Below are 13,298 nucleotides of genomic sequence, written 5' to 3'. Positions count from 1 at the left end.
TCGGTCTCCTCAGGCCGATTTGCGCTTCGGCGCGGCTGCTTTCGGCTTGGCGCGTTTGGCCGCCGGTTTGGCTTTCGCGGAAGATGCCTTCGTTGAGCCCGAATCCGACGACAGGCTCTTCTTCAGCGCATCGAACAAATTGACGACGTTGGAGGGTTTGGGCGCCGCCTTGGCCTTCGGCGCCTCGTGCCCCGCCTTCTTGGCACGGATCAGCTCCAACAGCGCGTCTTCATACTTGTCGTCGAATTTCGACGGATCGAACTTCGCTTTCTTCTTGTCGATGATGAGCTCAGCGAGCTCGGTCATCTCCTGGTCGGTCTTCACCGCCTTGATCTCGCCGAACACGCTGTCCGGCTGGCGCACCGTATTGTCGTAGCGCAGCGTCGTCAGCACCATGCCCTTGCCGAGCGGCTCGATGACCACGGGACGCTCGCGTTGATAGAGCACGATGCGCGCCAGCCCGGCCATCTTCTTCGCAACCATGGCATCGCGGATGACGGCGAAAGCCTCCTCCGACACCTTGTCGGCCGGCGCGACATAATAGGGCGTGTCGAGATAGATCTGCTGGATCGAGGCCTTGTCGACGAAACCGTCGAGGCTCATCGTGTGTGAGGATTCGATCTGCACCGCCTCGATCTCGTCTTCCTCGATATGGACGAAATCGCCGCCCTCGAGCTCATAGCCCTTGATCTCGTCGCCATCATCCAAGGGCTTGCCGGTTTCGGCATCGACATAGATGCGCTTCACCGTATTGCCGGTCTTGCGGTTCAGCACCCGGAAAGAGACCTTTTCGGTATGGGTGACGACATTGGTCAGTTCGACCGCGCAGGTGACCAGTGAAAGCTTCAGATAGCCTTTCCAGGCTGGGCGTGGCGCCATGACAAACTCCTGCGGTGATAGGTCGAGAACGAGCAAGTTCCGTTCCAGTTCCAAACCGCGTCCATCGGCGTAAGCCGACTCTGGGCGTCGAGCACGAAAATTTCGCCGGCCGGCCGAAAGTTGAAACAGAACCGCGCGCAGGCGACATTCAAACGAAACATATGTGATGCAAAAGTCACACTGGGCGGAATGGCGACAAAGAGCACGGAAACACCCCGAATCAGCCGCATTCCGGCCACGAAGCAACGGGTTTTCGACCAGATATTAACATCGTGTTCACCGACTATTCACGCCTCGACGCTATGATGCCCGTCAATCGGAAGGGACATCCGAAAATCGGGACAGGGACAGGGTAATGAACTTCCTCACTCACCTCATCGGCTATGCCGCCGCCATCCGCGAATTCATCGCGCCGACCTATCGGCCGGAGCGCTACTACATGCGCGGCCCCGGTCCGGCCTGCGCCCGTCGCGGCACTTCGCTGGGCGCGCACTGACCATGACATTCGAGAGCCGCCACAACAGCCGTATCTGCAGGCCCGGTGCCAATACCCGTGCCACCACCTATCGTTCCGAGCGGCCGGCTCTGAGCGACAGGCGGCGTGCGACAACGCCACGTCTTTGATCCCGCCTTCGGCTGGCCTAGTGTCTCAGGACACGAGCAGCCGAGGTCCGCGTGACCGACCTTCCCCAGTCAAATCTGCCCCAATCAAATTCGGCCAAGCCCAGTCCCGCTGAACCATCTTTCGATGCACGCCAGCCGCTGATCGTCTTCGACGGCGTCTGCGTGCTGTGCTCCGGCTTCGTGCGCATGGTGGTCAGGCTCGACCGCCAAAACCACTTCCGCTTCGCCACCGCGCAATCGACCTTCGGCGAAGCGCTGTTTCGCAAGCACGGGCTACGCACGGACTCTTACGAAACCAATCTCGTTCTCATCGATGGCGTCGCTTTCACGAAGCTCGACAGCTTTGTCGCGGTGATGTCGGAACTCGGCTGGCCATGGCGCGCGGCGAAGGCGCTGTTGCTGCTGCCGCGCCCGCTGCGTGACTGGCTCTACAATCGCATCGCTGAAAATCGCTACGCCCTGTTTGGCAGGAAAGACAGCTGCGACATTCCATCGGCTGAGCTGCGGGAGCGCCTGATCGGCTGAAGGCCAAGGCCCGGTGTAGTCGCCTTGGTTCGGTTGCCGGAAGGCTGACGCCGGCGAGGGCCGTTGTCGGCCGATAGAGGCCTGCATTTCGCACCAGCTTAGCGGCACGCCACGACCCGGGTCAATCCGGCAGGGCCGCGATCGCGACAATTTCAATGACGATGTCGGCTTGAGCGAGCGCGGCAACGCCAATCACCTCTGAGGGCGGCGGGTTGTTGTAACTGCAGTGCTTCGGGCAATGCGCGGCAAAGAACCCGTCCAGAACGTCCAGGCGAAAATTGGGAGAGCTGAGAACGCCGCCGTCGGGAAATGGTCCTCTGACAAAGAAGGTCAATTTGACGAGGTGTTCAAGCGCGGTGCCCAGCTCCTCCAGATCGGCTTTGATATTGCCCAGAACCTCGAGCCACTGCGCCGCCGCGTCGCCGGCGAAACGACCGCCCTGCTTGCCGGCCGGATCGTAGTCGGCGGCGGTTGCCGTGTTTCCACAAAGGTAGACAAATCCCTTCGCTCCGGTGACGACTGTCCCCTTGCCCCACGGCATCAGCCGGCCGCTTTTGAATTTCTTGTGGGTCACGAGTTCCATTGCTCATCTCCCATCTCTGGCGTGACGTGCTTGGATCACAAAGGATAGTGTGACGAGGCATCATTGCCAGTCCGCCGCCGGCCGCTTGGCGAAACCTGGTCCTTGCGAAACCGCGTGACGAAGCCGAAAGATTTTTTCCGCGTCCTGTCGAAATCGGCTGCCGCCGCGCGACATACGTCTGGCCCCGCAAGGACGCGGCCTTCGAAACCACGGGAGAAGACCCCATGCGATACATGCTTATGATCAACAACGACGAATCCGCACTGGCGGCCATGCCGATCGACAAGATCCAGCAGATGAGCGCGGCCTATAGCGCCTATACCGAAGCGCTGAAGACGTCCGGCGTGTGGCTGGCCGGCGAAAGGCTGCGCCCGACCCAGGCGACCACCTCGGTGCGGATCGCCGACGGCAAGACCAACGTCATCGACGGCCCCTATGCCGACACCAAGGAGCAGCTTGCCGGCTTCTACATGATCGAGGCGGCTGACATCGATACCGCCATCGAATGGGCGGCGCGCTGTCCGGCGGCCAGCACCGGCACGGTCGAGTTGCGGCCGATCTGGGAAATGGCCGACTACCTGCCCAAGACATGACCGTGTGATGGACAGTCGACCGGAGTTCGTCCGGGCGGCCGCCGAGGCCGCCGCCCGGCAAAACTATGGCAAGCTGGTCGCCTGGCTCGCGGCGCGCACGCGTGACGTGGCCGCCGCCGAGGATGCGCTGGCCGATGCCTTTGCAGCGGCGCTCGAACGCTGGCCGAAGTCCGGCGTGCCTGAAAAGCCGGAAGCCTGGCTGCTTGCGGTGGCGCGGCGGCGCCGCGTCGATGCTGTACGGCGGCGGCTCACCCGGGAGGCAGCCCGCGAGCATCTCCAACTGATCGCCGAAGAGATGGAGGCGCGCATGACCGAGGAGGATCTGCCCGACGAACGGCTGCGGCTGATGTTTGCCTGCGCGCATCCGGCGATCGAGCCGGGCGTGCGCGCACCGCTGATCCTGCAGACCATCCTTGGCTTCGATGCCGCGACGATCGCTTCCGCCTTCCTGGTTTCACCGGCGACGATGAGCCAGCGCCTGGTGCGCGCCAAGGCCCGCATCCGCGAAACCGGCATTCCGTTCCGCGTACCGGAACGGGCTGAACTCGGCGAACGGCTGGATGCCGTGCTGGAGGCGATCTACGCCGCCTTCGCCGAAGGCTGGTCCGATCCGGCCGGTACCGAGACGCGGCGCCGCAACCTCGCCACCGAAGGCATCTGGCTCGGCCGCCTGGTGGCGACGCTGATGCCGGACGAGCCGGAAGCGCTTGGCCTACTGGCGCTGATGCTGTTTGCCGAGGCGCGCCGCACGGCGCGGCGCAGTGCCGACGGCGACTTCGTGCCGCTGACCGAACAGGATTGCGACCTATGGGACCGCGCGCTCATCGACGAAGCGGAGGCGCTTCTGTCTCATGCCGCAGCGAGCGGCGTCGTCGGCCGCTACCAGCTCGAGGCGGCCGTCCAGTCGGCGCACGCGGCGCGGCGGCTGACTGGCCACACCGACTGGCCGGCGATCCGTGCGCTCTACGACGCGCTGTTTTCGATCGTGGGATCGCCGGTGGTGGCGATCAACCGCGCGGTGGCGCTTGCTGAGACCGAGGGCGCCATGGCGGGGCTGGCGGCGCTTTACGTGCTGGGCGACGACAAGCGGCTCGACGAATATCAGCCCTATTGGGCGGCCCGCGCCGGGCTCCTGGCCAGGCTTGGTCAGGTGCCGCAAGCAAGCGAGGCTTATGATCGGGCGATCGGCCTTGAGCGCGACCCGGCGGTGCGCCGGTTCCTGCAGGGAAAAAGGGCGGCGCTGCGAAACTGACCGTCAGCCGGGCCACATCTCATGCGATGTGTTGAGCGTCTTCATCAGCGGATGTTCACGCAGCTTCGCCCACAAGCGTTCAATATCAGGCCATGCCGTCCGCGCGCTGTCGATGTCGGGATGCCAGGCAATGAGCATGACAAGGTAGATGTCGGCGAGCGACAGGCCGTCGCCGACCAACCAGTCACGGTCGCGCAAGGCGGCATCGAGAACGGCGAAGCCACGATCCATCTCGGCGATGGCCGCCTGCTTGACGGCTTTCGTGCCGTCGGCGTCGGCCGTGTAGCGATGGGCGTAGTAAAGCCGCAGCACCGCTGGGTAGAGCACAGACGACATGAAGGCCATCCAGCGCAGGAAATCGGCGCGGGCCGGCGCGTCGACCGCCGGCGCCAGGCCGGCCTCGGGATGGCGCTCGGCAAGCAGGATGCAGATCGCCGCCGATTCGGTCATCGAGCGTCCGTCCGGCAAGGTCAGCACCGGCACCTGGTTCAGCGGGCTGATGTCGAGGAAGGCCGGATCGGGCCGGTCGGATTTCGGCACGTCGACCTGTTCGAATGGCGCATTCGCCAAGGCGAGCGCTGCCTCGACGACGAAGCCGCCGCTGCCGGGGCGGGTATAGAGCTTGTACATGAAATTCTCCCCTGGCCCGTGCAAAGCGGGCCGGGGCGATATGAACCGGAAGCACGCTACTGCTCAAGCGGGCGGCCGGCGCCACGGAAGTATTTTTCAGCGGGCCAGCAAAAAGTGGTGGCCTAAGCCCCCAGCCCCTCGAACAAAATCGTCGACAGATAGCGTTCGGCGAAGTCCGGGATGACCACGACCAGGGTCTTGCCCTTGTTTTCCGGCCGCGAGCCGACGACGATTGCCGCCTGCAGGGCAGCACCGGACGAAATACCGACCGGCACGCCTTCGAGGCGGGCGACGAGGCGCGCATTGGCGACCGAATCCTCATTGGAAACCTTGACGATCTCGTCATAGATCGTGGTGTCGAGGATCTTTGGCGCGAAGCCGGCGCCAATGCCCTGGATCTTGTGCGGGCCGGGCTGGCCGCCCGACAGCACCGGCGAGGCTTCCGGCTCGACGGCAACGACATGCACAGATGGCTTGTGCTTCTTCAGCACTTGGCCGACGCCGGTGATGGTGCCGCCGGTGCCGATGCCGGCGACGAAGATGTCGATCTCGCCTTGCGTGTCGTTCCAGATCTCCTGCGCTGTCGTCTTGCGGTGGATTTCCGGATTGGCAGGGTTTTCGAACTGCTGCGGGATCACGGCGTTGGGGATCGTCGCGGCCAGTTCGTCGGCCTTGGCGATGGCGCCCTTCATGCCTTTCGGACCTTCGGTCAGCACCAGTTCGGCACCGAGCAGCGCCAGCATTTTGCGACGCTCGACCGACATCGTCTCCGGCATGGTCAAGATCAGCTTGTAGCCCTTGGCGGCGGCGGCGAAGGCCAGCGCGATGCCGGTGTTGCCCGAGGTCGGTTCGATCAGCGTCGTCTTGCCGGGCGAAATCTTGCCGGCGGCCTCCAGCGCCTCGATCATCGCCACGCCGATACGGTCCTTGACCGAAGCGATCGGGTTGAAGAATTCGAGCTTGGCGACGAGATTGGCAACGATGCCCTTCTCCTTGGCGAACTTGTCGAGCCGGACCAGGGGCGTGTCGCCGATCGTGTCGGTGATGGAACTGTAGATGCGGCCGCGGCCGGGGACGCGGGCAGAGGTGACGGGCTTGTTCATTGGTTTCGCTCCCAGAATTTCAGGCAAGTGGCATTGCAGCCGGCAAGATAGGGCTTTCAGCCGCGCAACATAAGCTGTCGGCCGGAAATATCCGAGTGGGGCCTGTGTCTAAAACGCCCTTGTCCCGGAAAAGCATTTCGCGGGGAAGCCTGACCCCGGAATGTTTTGGCTGAAAGGGTGCTACTGGCGGGCCGCGATCGCGGCCGCGGCACCCACCATGAAGCCGGCGGCGGTGCGATTGAGCAGCTTCAGCGCGCGCGGCGATTTCAGGAACCAGCGCGCCTTGGCGGCCAGCGCCAGGTAAGGCACCAGCACGACGAACAGCACCAGCACCGTCAGTGCGGCGAGAATACCGTAGTCGGCCAGCGTGATCGTCTTGAGGTCGACGATGGTCGGCGTGATGGCGAGGTAGAAGATCATCGTCTTCGGATTGCCGAGCGTGACGGTGAGGCCGGCGATGAAGCTCGAAACCAGCCCGCCCTTGCCCTTTTTCGCTTCGACCGTTTCGGGCGTGATGCCCGCGGTCCAGAAGCGCCAGCCGAGGAAGGCGAGATAGGCGACTCCAAGCCATTTGATGGCGAGGAAGACCATGCCGAAGGTCTGCGCGACAAAGGCGAGGCCGAGCACGACGGCGGTCAGATAGGTGAGGTCGCCCAGCATCAGGCCAAAGGACATGGCCAGCGACGAGCGAAAGCCGGAGCCGAGCGCCCGCGCGACAAGGGCGGTAACGCCGGGGCCGGGAATGGCGGCGGCGATGCCGAGGGCGGCACTGTAGGCGAGGAAGCCGGTGAGGGTCATGGTCGAGCCTTGCGTCCGTGGAACGCTATTTGGGACGAGCGCCTTGTCGCACAAAGTCGGACCCGCTGGAATTCCCTGAAGCCGGATTCGATTGCACCACGCTGAAATGCCGTCAGGACCGCCCGCCGTCATAGGTCACGCGCCAGATGGTGCCGTTGCCGTCCTCGGTCATGATCAGCGCGCCGTCATTGGCCACCGCCACGCCGACGGGCCGGCCCCACACTTCGCCATTGGAAACGACGAAGCCGGTCATGAAATCCTCGTACTCGCCGGTCGGCTTGCCATCCTTGAACAACAGGCGGACGACCTTGTAGCCGGTCCTGTTGCCGCGATTCCACGAACCGTGCAGGGCGACGAAGGCATCGCCTCGGTATTCCTTGGGAAAACCGCTGTCGGCGGGCAAGTCCTCGCGGTCGTAGAAGGCGATGTTGAGCGGCGCCGAATGCGCCTGCATCAGCACGTCGGGAATGGTCGCTTTTCCGGCGAGGTCGGGGCGCGCGCCTTTGTGGCGCGGATCCTCATGGTTGCCGATATAGTACCAAGGCCAGCCGTAGTAGGCGCCGTCCTTGACCGAGGTGGCGTATTCGAACGGCACGTTGTCGCCGAGCGCGTCGCGCTCATTGACGACGCACCACAGCGCCCCGGTCGCCGGCTGGATGGTCATGCCCGAACAGTTGCGCAGGCCGGTGGCGAAGATGCGGCCGTTCTTGCCGTCCGGATCGAAGGCCTGCACGTCGGCGCGCCCCTCTTCGGAGCCCCATGTCGCGCCCAACGGCTTCGATGTTGCCCATGCTTCAAGGCTGCCATCCGGCGCCTTGCCCATGTCCTCGGCGACATTCGAGCCAGAGCCGACCGACAGATAGAGCGTCTTGCCATCAGGCGAAAAGGCGATGTCGCGCGTCCAGTGATGGTTGGAGGGAATGTTGTCGACAATGGTGTCCGGCTCGCCCGATGCCCTCAGCTCGCCACTGCGGTAGGCAAAGCGCACGATGCTGTCGCTGTTGGCGACATAGACCCATTGCGGGTCATCGCCCGGCGGATAGAAGGCAATGCCATAGGGCTGGTTGAGATTGCCGGCGAAAATGCCGTCCTCGGCGGGCTTGGCGCTGTCCTTGGCCAGGCGGTAAACGCGGACCTGGTTGGCCTCGCTGTCGGCGACGAACAGGTCGCCATTGGGTGCGACGCGCACGACGCGCGGATTGTCGATGCCGGACGCGATCAGCTCGGCCGAAAAGCCCGGTGGCAGTTGCGGTTTCGCGCCTGCCGGCATGTCGGCAAGGCCGGCGCCGTTCGAGGCCGACTTGGTGAGGTAAGGCTTCGGCAGGTCTTCCGGCTTGATCAGGCGGCGCACGCCCGGTCTGTCGGCGCGCCAGTCGCCGAAGGCGGCCGCACCCTTCAGCACCGGCCGATCGGCCTGCTGGGCGAATGCCGGGCTTGTCATAAGAAAGAGGGCTGGAAGCATCAGTCCGGCCAATCGGATCATTCTGTCCTCCATGTGATCGCGAAGGAAACCAACGGCCGATTTTGTCCCCGGGTTCCGCCTCACACGACGAGTTGAGCGAAGCGGTCCCTGCTTATGTCCCGGCAGCCAAAAAATCGTCGTCGAGGCGTTTTTCCAGCGCGACGAGATCGGCCGGCAGCGGCAGGCCCATGGCGCGCATTTCCTGCAGCTTTTCGCGCAATTGTTCCTGGATTTCGTGCTGGTCTTCCGGCTGGTTGACCATCTCCTCGAGCAGCAGGCTGATCCGGGCCTTGAATTCTTCGAGCGCCATTCTTTTTTCTCCTTGCTGCCCGTCTCTTGCTGTCCAGGGGTCTACCTTAACATGCGCGATATCAGCTGCGCGGTATAATCGACCATCGGCACGATGCGGGCGTAGTTGAGCCGGGTCGGGCCGATGACGCCCAGCGCGCCGACGACGCGGGCATCCTTGTCGCGATAGGGCGCGACCACCAGCGACGAGCCCGACAGCGAAAACAGCTTGTTTTCCGAACCGATGAAGATGCGCACGCCCGATCCTTGCTCGGCGAGATCGAGCAGTTGGATCAGCCCGTCCTGCGTCTCCATGTCCTCGAACAGATGCCGCAGCAATTCGATGTCGGCCTGGGCGGTGACGTTTTCGAGCAGATTGGCGCGACCGCGCACGATAAGCCGCGCCGGCAGGCCGCTCTCCGCACCCGCCCACACCGCCAGGCCCTTCTCGACGAGGTCCTGCGACAGCGTGTCCAGCGCGGCTCTCGTCTCTTCCTTGATGCGGGCGATCTCGGTGCGCGCTTCGGCGAGCGTCCGGCCGCGGATATGCGCGTTGAGGAAATTCGAGGCTTCGTGCAGCTGCGAGACGGTGATGCCCGCCGGCAGCTCGACGACGCGGTTCTCGACATCGCCATTTTGCGACACCAGCACGGCAAGCGCCTTGGTCGGCTCCAGCTGGATGAATTCGATATGCTTCAGCGCCACCTCGTTCTTGGCGGCCAGCACTAGGCCGGCGCCGCGCGACATGCCCGACAGCATCTGGCTGGCCTCGGTCAGCATGTGCTCCAGCGTCGCGCCGGAGCCGGAAGCCCGCACCTGTGCCTCGATGGTGCGGCGCTCCTCGTCGGAGAGGTCGCCAAGTTCCATGAAGGCATCGACGAAGAAGCGCAGGCCAGCCTGCGTCGGCAGCCGGCCGGCCGAGATGTGCGGCGCGTAGATCAGCCCGAGATGCTCGAGGTCGCTCATCACATTGCGGATGGTGGCCGGCGACAGCGAGGACGGCAGGATGCGCGACAGGCTGCGTGAGCCCACGGGTTCGCCATCCCTGAGATAGGAATCGACGATGCGCCGGAAGATGTCGCGTGAGCGCATGTCGAGTGATTGAAGTGCAAGCGACTGCGAAGCTGGATCGATTGCCTTGGTCATTCGGCCAAAAACCTCCTGCTTCAGGATATAGACTTCGGCACGGTGGGCGCAACCCGCCCATTTTCCTTTGCGCCATGGGCTTGGTGGGGCTACAAGCCGGCCACGATTCCGAAAAATGACTGGAAAGAAGCCTGAATGCGCCCCTCCAAACGCCAATTCGACGAAATGCGTGCCATCTCCTTCGAGCGCGGCGTCTCCAAGCACGCCGAAGGCTCGTGCCTGGTGAAGTTCGGCGACACCCATGTCCTGTGCACCGCAAGCCTCGAGGAAAAGGTGCCGGGCTGGATGCGCAATTCGGGCAAGGGCTGGGTGACGGCCGAATATGGCATGCTGCCGCGCTCGACCGGCGAGCGCATGCGCCGCGAAGCCTCCGCCGGCAAGCAGGGCGGCCGCACGCTGGAAATCCAGCGCCTGATCGGCCGTTCGCTGCGTGCCGTGGTCGATTTGCAGGCGCTGGGCGAGCAGCAGATCACCGTCGATTGCGACGTCATCCAGGCCGATGGCGGCACCCGCACCGCCTCGATCACCGGCGGCTGGGTGGCGCTCTATGATTGCCTGCGCTGGATGGAAGCGCGGCAGATGGCGAGCGTCGCCAAGGTGCTGAAAGATCACGTCGCGGCGATTTCCTGTGGCATCCATGACGGCCAGCCGGTCATCGACCTCGATTATCTCGAGGATTCCGCGGCCGGCACCGACGCCAATTTCGTCATGACCGGCAAGGGCGGCATCGTCGAGATCCAGGGCACCGCCGAGGGCGAGCCTTTTTCGGAAGGACAGTTCGCGGAATTGATGGGCCTGGCCAAGAAAGGCATCCAGAGGCTGGTCAGCCTGCAGCAGATGGCGGTGGCGTAAGTTTTGATGCCGAGCCTGGCGCCCCCTCTCTGGCCTGCCGGCCATCTCCGCTTACCTTCTCCCCTTGTGGGAGAAGGTGGATCGGCGCGCAGCGCCGAGACGGATGAGGGGTGCTCCAGGGAACGCCAACGTCTCACTCCGCTGGAACACCCCTCATCCGTCGCCTTTGGCGACACCTTCTCCCACAAGGGGAGAAGGGAAAGAGAGATGCCCGGCAGGGCAGAGAGGGGCGCCTCGTGATACCCTCTGCAATCCTGGAATCAGCTCTCTACGTCACCGACCTAGCCGCAGCCGAAGCCTTCTACACCGACATCCTCGGCCTCACCCTCCTCGGCAAGGTCGATGGCCGCCACCTCTTCTTCCGCTGCGGACCCGCCGTGCTGCTGGTCTTCAATGCCGAGGCGACCAAAACACCTCCGCTGCCGGACGCCCGGCTGCCGGTGCCGCCGCACGGCGCGGTCGGCGAAGGTCATCTCTGCTTTGCGGCAACCGCCGCTGAAATCGTGGCCTGGAAAGCGCATCTGAGGGCAAAAAGAATCGCCATCGAAAGCGAATTCGAATGGCCGCAAGGTGGCCGTTCGATCTATATACGCGACCCCTCGGGCAATTCGATCGAGTTCGCCGAGCCGAGAATCTGGGGCCTTTGATGCATTCTCTTGATGGCAAGAAGATCGTTGTCGCCAGCCACAATACCGGCAAGCTGCGCGAATTTGCCGACCTGATGGGACCGTTCGGCTTCGAGGCGAAGTCGGCCAAGGATTTTGGCCTGCCGGAGCCGGACGAGACCGGCACGACTTTCGAGGAAAATGCCTATATCAAGGCGCTGGCCGCCGCGAAGGCGACCGGCCTGCCGGCACTGTCTGACGATTCCGGCCTGTGCGTCGACGCGCTCGACGGTGCGCCCGGCGTCTACACCGCCAACTGGGCGGAAACCCCGGACGGTTCGCGCGATTTCGCCATGGCCATGCAGCGCACCGAAGTGGCGCTGCAGGAAGTCGGCGCCGCCTCGGCCGAACAGCGCAAGGGCCGCTTTGTCGCCGTCATCTGCCTCGCCTTTCCCGACGGCGAGGCCGAATATTATCGCGGCGAGGCCGAAGGCACGCTGGTCTGGCCGCCGCGCGGCGAGCTCGGTTTCGGCTACGATCCGGTGTTTTTGCCCAATGGATTCGACAAAACCTTCGGCGAGATGAGCGCTGAGGAAAAGCATGGCTGGAAACCCGGCCAGCCGACGGCGCTGTCGCACCGCGCTCGCGCCTTCCAGAAATTCGCCCAAGCGAGATTAAATTTGCCGAGATTGGGCTCGGCATGACTGGATCCGGCATCACCATGCCGCTGGATCGCAGCCCCGGCTTCGGCGTCTACATCCATTGGCCGTTCTGCGCGGCCAAATGCCCGTACTGCGACTTCAACAGCCATGTCCGCCACCAGCCGGTCGACCAGGAGCGCTTTGCCGCCGCCTTCGAGGCGGAACTGGCGACCATGCGCCAGCGCACCGGGCCGCGCGAGGTGACCAGCATTTTCCTCGGCGGCGGCACGCCGTCGCTGATGAAGCCGGAAACCGTGGCCAGGGTTCTGGACGCGGTGGCAAAGAACTGGACGGTGCCTGACGGCATCGAGGTGACGCTGGAGGCGAATCCGTCCTCGGTCGAAGCCGAACGGTTTCGCGGCTATCGGGCGGCCGGCGTCAATCGCGTCTCGCTCGGGGTGCAGGCGCTGAACGACAAAGATTTGCGCTTTCTCGGCCGGCTGCACAATGTCGACGAAGCGCTGCATGCGATAGGGCTCGCGCGGGACATATTCCCAAGGCTCTCCTTCGACCTGATCTACGCCCGCCCCGGCCAGACGCCGGAGGCCTGGGCAGCCGAGCTCGAGCAGGCGATCGGCCATGCCGCCGATCATTTGTCGCTCTACCAGCTGACCATCGAGGAAGGCACGCCCTTCCACGCCCTGCATGCGGCGAAGAAATTCATCATCCCCGACAACGACCACGCCGCCGATCTCTATGCGTTGACGCAGGAGATCACCACTGCGCACGGCCTGCCGGCCTATGAAATTTCCAACCATGCCAGGCCGGGCGCGGAGAGCCGGCACAATCTGACCTACTGGCGCTATGGCGAATATGTCGGTATCGGCCCCGGCGCCCATGGCCGCTTCGTCGAGAATGGCCGCCGCACGGTGACGATAGCCGAGCGGATGCCGGAGACCTGGGCCAATCTGGTTGAGGCCAAGGGCCATGGCGTCACCGGTGGCGAGATCCTGACGCGATCGGAGGAGGCCGACGAGTTCCTGCTGATGGGGTTGCGTCTGGCCGAAGGCATCGACCTCTCGCGCTACGAGGCGTTTTCCGGCCGCGGCCTGTCGACGGCGCGGCTGTCCATGCTGCAGGGCGAGGGGCTGGTGGCGCCGATCGGCAATGCGCGCCTGCGCGCCACGCCGGCCGGCATGATCGTGCTCGACGCCGTGGTGGCGGATCTGGCGCGGTAGGCCAAAAGGTAGTTTGCTGCTCAGGCAAGATGCTACGAGCTTGGCTGAAAAACCAGGACGCTGTTTCCGATGTGGGTGC

General features: G+C 64.2%; 16 protein-coding genes. 8 read left to right on the top strand and 8 right to left on the bottom strand.

Annotated features, from left to right (window positions below; all coding sequences use genetic code 11):
* Nucleotides 1-9: 9 nt before the first annotated feature.
* Nucleotides 10-879 (bottom strand): non-homologous end joining protein Ku, encoded by an 870-nt coding sequence (ku, locus tag AC04SF_RS14845; RefSeq protein WP_202352064.1) that lies wholly within the window; start codon nt 877-879, stop codon nt 10-12.
* Nucleotides 880-1,234: 355 nt separating this feature from the next.
* Between ku and AC04SF_RS14840 the strand changes: the two genes are divergently transcribed.
* Both AC04SF_RS14840 and AC04SF_RS14835 read left to right on the top strand, forming a co-directional pair.
* On the top strand, nt 1,235-1,375 hold the full coding sequence (locus AC04SF_RS14840; RefSeq protein ID WP_080680878.1) for a hypothetical protein: 141 nt from the start codon (nt 1,235-1,237) through the stop codon (nt 1,373-1,375).
* Between the two features lie 179 nt (nt 1,376-1,554).
* On the top strand, nt 1,555-2,028 hold the full coding sequence (locus AC04SF_RS14835; protein WP_488478411.1) for a thiol-disulfide oxidoreductase DCC family protein: 474 nt from the start codon (nt 1,555-1,557) through the stop codon (nt 2,026-2,028).
* Nucleotides 2,029-2,149: 121 nt separating this feature from the next.
* On the opposite strand, the gene AC04SF_RS14830 is transcribed toward AC04SF_RS14835, so the two are convergent.
* The gene (locus AC04SF_RS14830; RefSeq protein ID WP_488478410.1) at nt 2,150-2,611 is read right to left on the bottom strand and encodes a RidA family protein; all 462 of its coding nucleotides are present in this window, start codon (nt 2,609-2,611) and stop codon (nt 2,150-2,152) included.
* 224 nt (nt 2,612-2,835) lie between these two features.
* Here AC04SF_RS14830 and AC04SF_RS14825 point away from each other — a divergent pair, with 224 nt between their 5' ends.
* Together AC04SF_RS14825 and AC04SF_RS14820 are read left to right on the top strand one after the other, a co-directional pair.
* The gene (locus AC04SF_RS14825) at nt 2,836-3,204 is read left to right on the top strand and encodes a YciI family protein (protein ID WP_488478409.1); all 369 of its coding nucleotides are present in this window, start codon (nt 2,836-2,838) and stop codon (nt 3,202-3,204) included.
* Between the two features lie 7 nt (nt 3,205-3,211).
* On the top strand, nt 3,212-4,456 hold the full coding sequence (locus AC04SF_RS14820; protein ID WP_488478408.1) for an RNA polymerase sigma factor: 1,245 nt from the start codon (nt 3,212-3,214) through the stop codon (nt 4,454-4,456).
* Between the two features lie 3 nt (nt 4,457-4,459).
* Here the strand turns inward: AC04SF_RS14820 and AC04SF_RS14815 are convergent, their stop codons facing one another.
* The 6 genes from AC04SF_RS14815 to hrcA all read right to left on the bottom strand — a co-directional run bounded on the left by AC04SF_RS14815 (nt 4,460) and on the right by hrcA (nt 9,883).
* Entirely contained in the window at nt 4,460-5,086 is a 627-nt protein-coding gene (locus AC04SF_RS14815; RefSeq protein ID WP_488478407.1) for a glutathione S-transferase family protein, read from the bottom strand.
* Between the two features lie 122 nt (nt 5,087-5,208).
* Nucleotides 5,209-6,189: a cysteine synthase A gene (cysK, locus tag AC04SF_RS14810; protein ID WP_488478406.1), complete on the bottom strand. Its 981-nt coding sequence runs from the start codon at nt 6,187-6,189 to the stop codon at nt 5,209-5,211.
* Between the two features lie 180 nt (nt 6,190-6,369).
* Nucleotides 6,370-6,987, bottom strand: coding sequence for a LysE family translocator (locus AC04SF_RS14805; RefSeq protein ID WP_488478405.1), 618 nt, complete (start codon nt 6,985-6,987; stop codon nt 6,370-6,372).
* Between the two features lie 112 nt (nt 6,988-7,099).
* Nucleotides 7,100-8,470 carry a PQQ-dependent sugar dehydrogenase gene (locus tag AC04SF_RS14800; RefSeq protein WP_488478404.1) on the bottom strand — a complete coding sequence of 457 codons (1,371 nt, stop codon included), beginning with the start codon at nt 8,468-8,470 and terminating at the stop codon, nt 7,100-7,102.
* 91 nt (nt 8,471-8,561) lie between these two features.
* Nucleotides 8,562-8,759: a hypothetical protein gene (locus AC04SF_RS14795; RefSeq protein WP_027041026.1), complete on the bottom strand. Its 198-nt coding sequence runs from the start codon at nt 8,757-8,759 to the stop codon at nt 8,562-8,564.
* A gap of 41 nt (nt 8,760-8,800) precedes the next feature.
* A complete protein-coding gene (gene hrcA, locus AC04SF_RS14790) occupies nt 8,801-9,883 on the bottom strand; it encodes a heat-inducible transcriptional repressor HrcA (RefSeq protein ID WP_096452132.1) in 1,083 nt (360 codons plus the stop codon).
* A 135-nt stretch (nt 9,884-10,018) separates the two neighbouring features.
* Between hrcA and rph the strand changes: the two genes are divergently transcribed.
* The 4 genes from rph (at nt 10,019) to hemW (ending at nt 13,219) form a co-directional block, all read left to right on the top strand.
* Nucleotides 10,019-10,735 carry a ribonuclease PH gene (gene rph, locus AC04SF_RS14785; RefSeq protein ID WP_095202876.1) on the top strand — a complete coding sequence of 239 codons (717 nt, stop codon included), beginning with the start codon at nt 10,019-10,021 and terminating at the stop codon, nt 10,733-10,735.
* A gap of 236 nt (nt 10,736-10,971) precedes the next feature.
* Nucleotides 10,972-11,382: a VOC family protein gene (locus AC04SF_RS14780; RefSeq protein WP_488478403.1), complete on the top strand. Its 411-nt coding sequence runs from the start codon at nt 10,972-10,974 to the stop codon at nt 11,380-11,382.
* Entirely contained in the window at nt 11,382-12,044 is a 663-nt protein-coding gene (gene rdgB, locus AC04SF_RS14775) for an RdgB/HAM1 family non-canonical purine NTP pyrophosphatase (RefSeq protein ID WP_488478402.1), read from the top strand. The genes AC04SF_RS14780 and rdgB overlap by 1 nt, the downstream gene beginning before the upstream one ends.
* Nucleotides 12,041-13,219 (top strand): radical SAM family heme chaperone HemW, encoded by a 1,179-nt coding sequence (gene hemW / locus AC04SF_RS14770; protein WP_488478401.1) that lies wholly within the window; start codon nt 12,041-12,043, stop codon nt 13,217-13,219. The genes rdgB and hemW overlap by 4 nt, the downstream gene beginning before the upstream one ends.
* Nucleotides 13,220-13,298 lie beyond the last annotated feature (79 nt).

The organism is Mesorhizobium sp. CNPSo 4671 (assembly GCF_057784245.1).
This window is presented reverse-complemented; position numbering and strand designations above follow the sequence as displayed.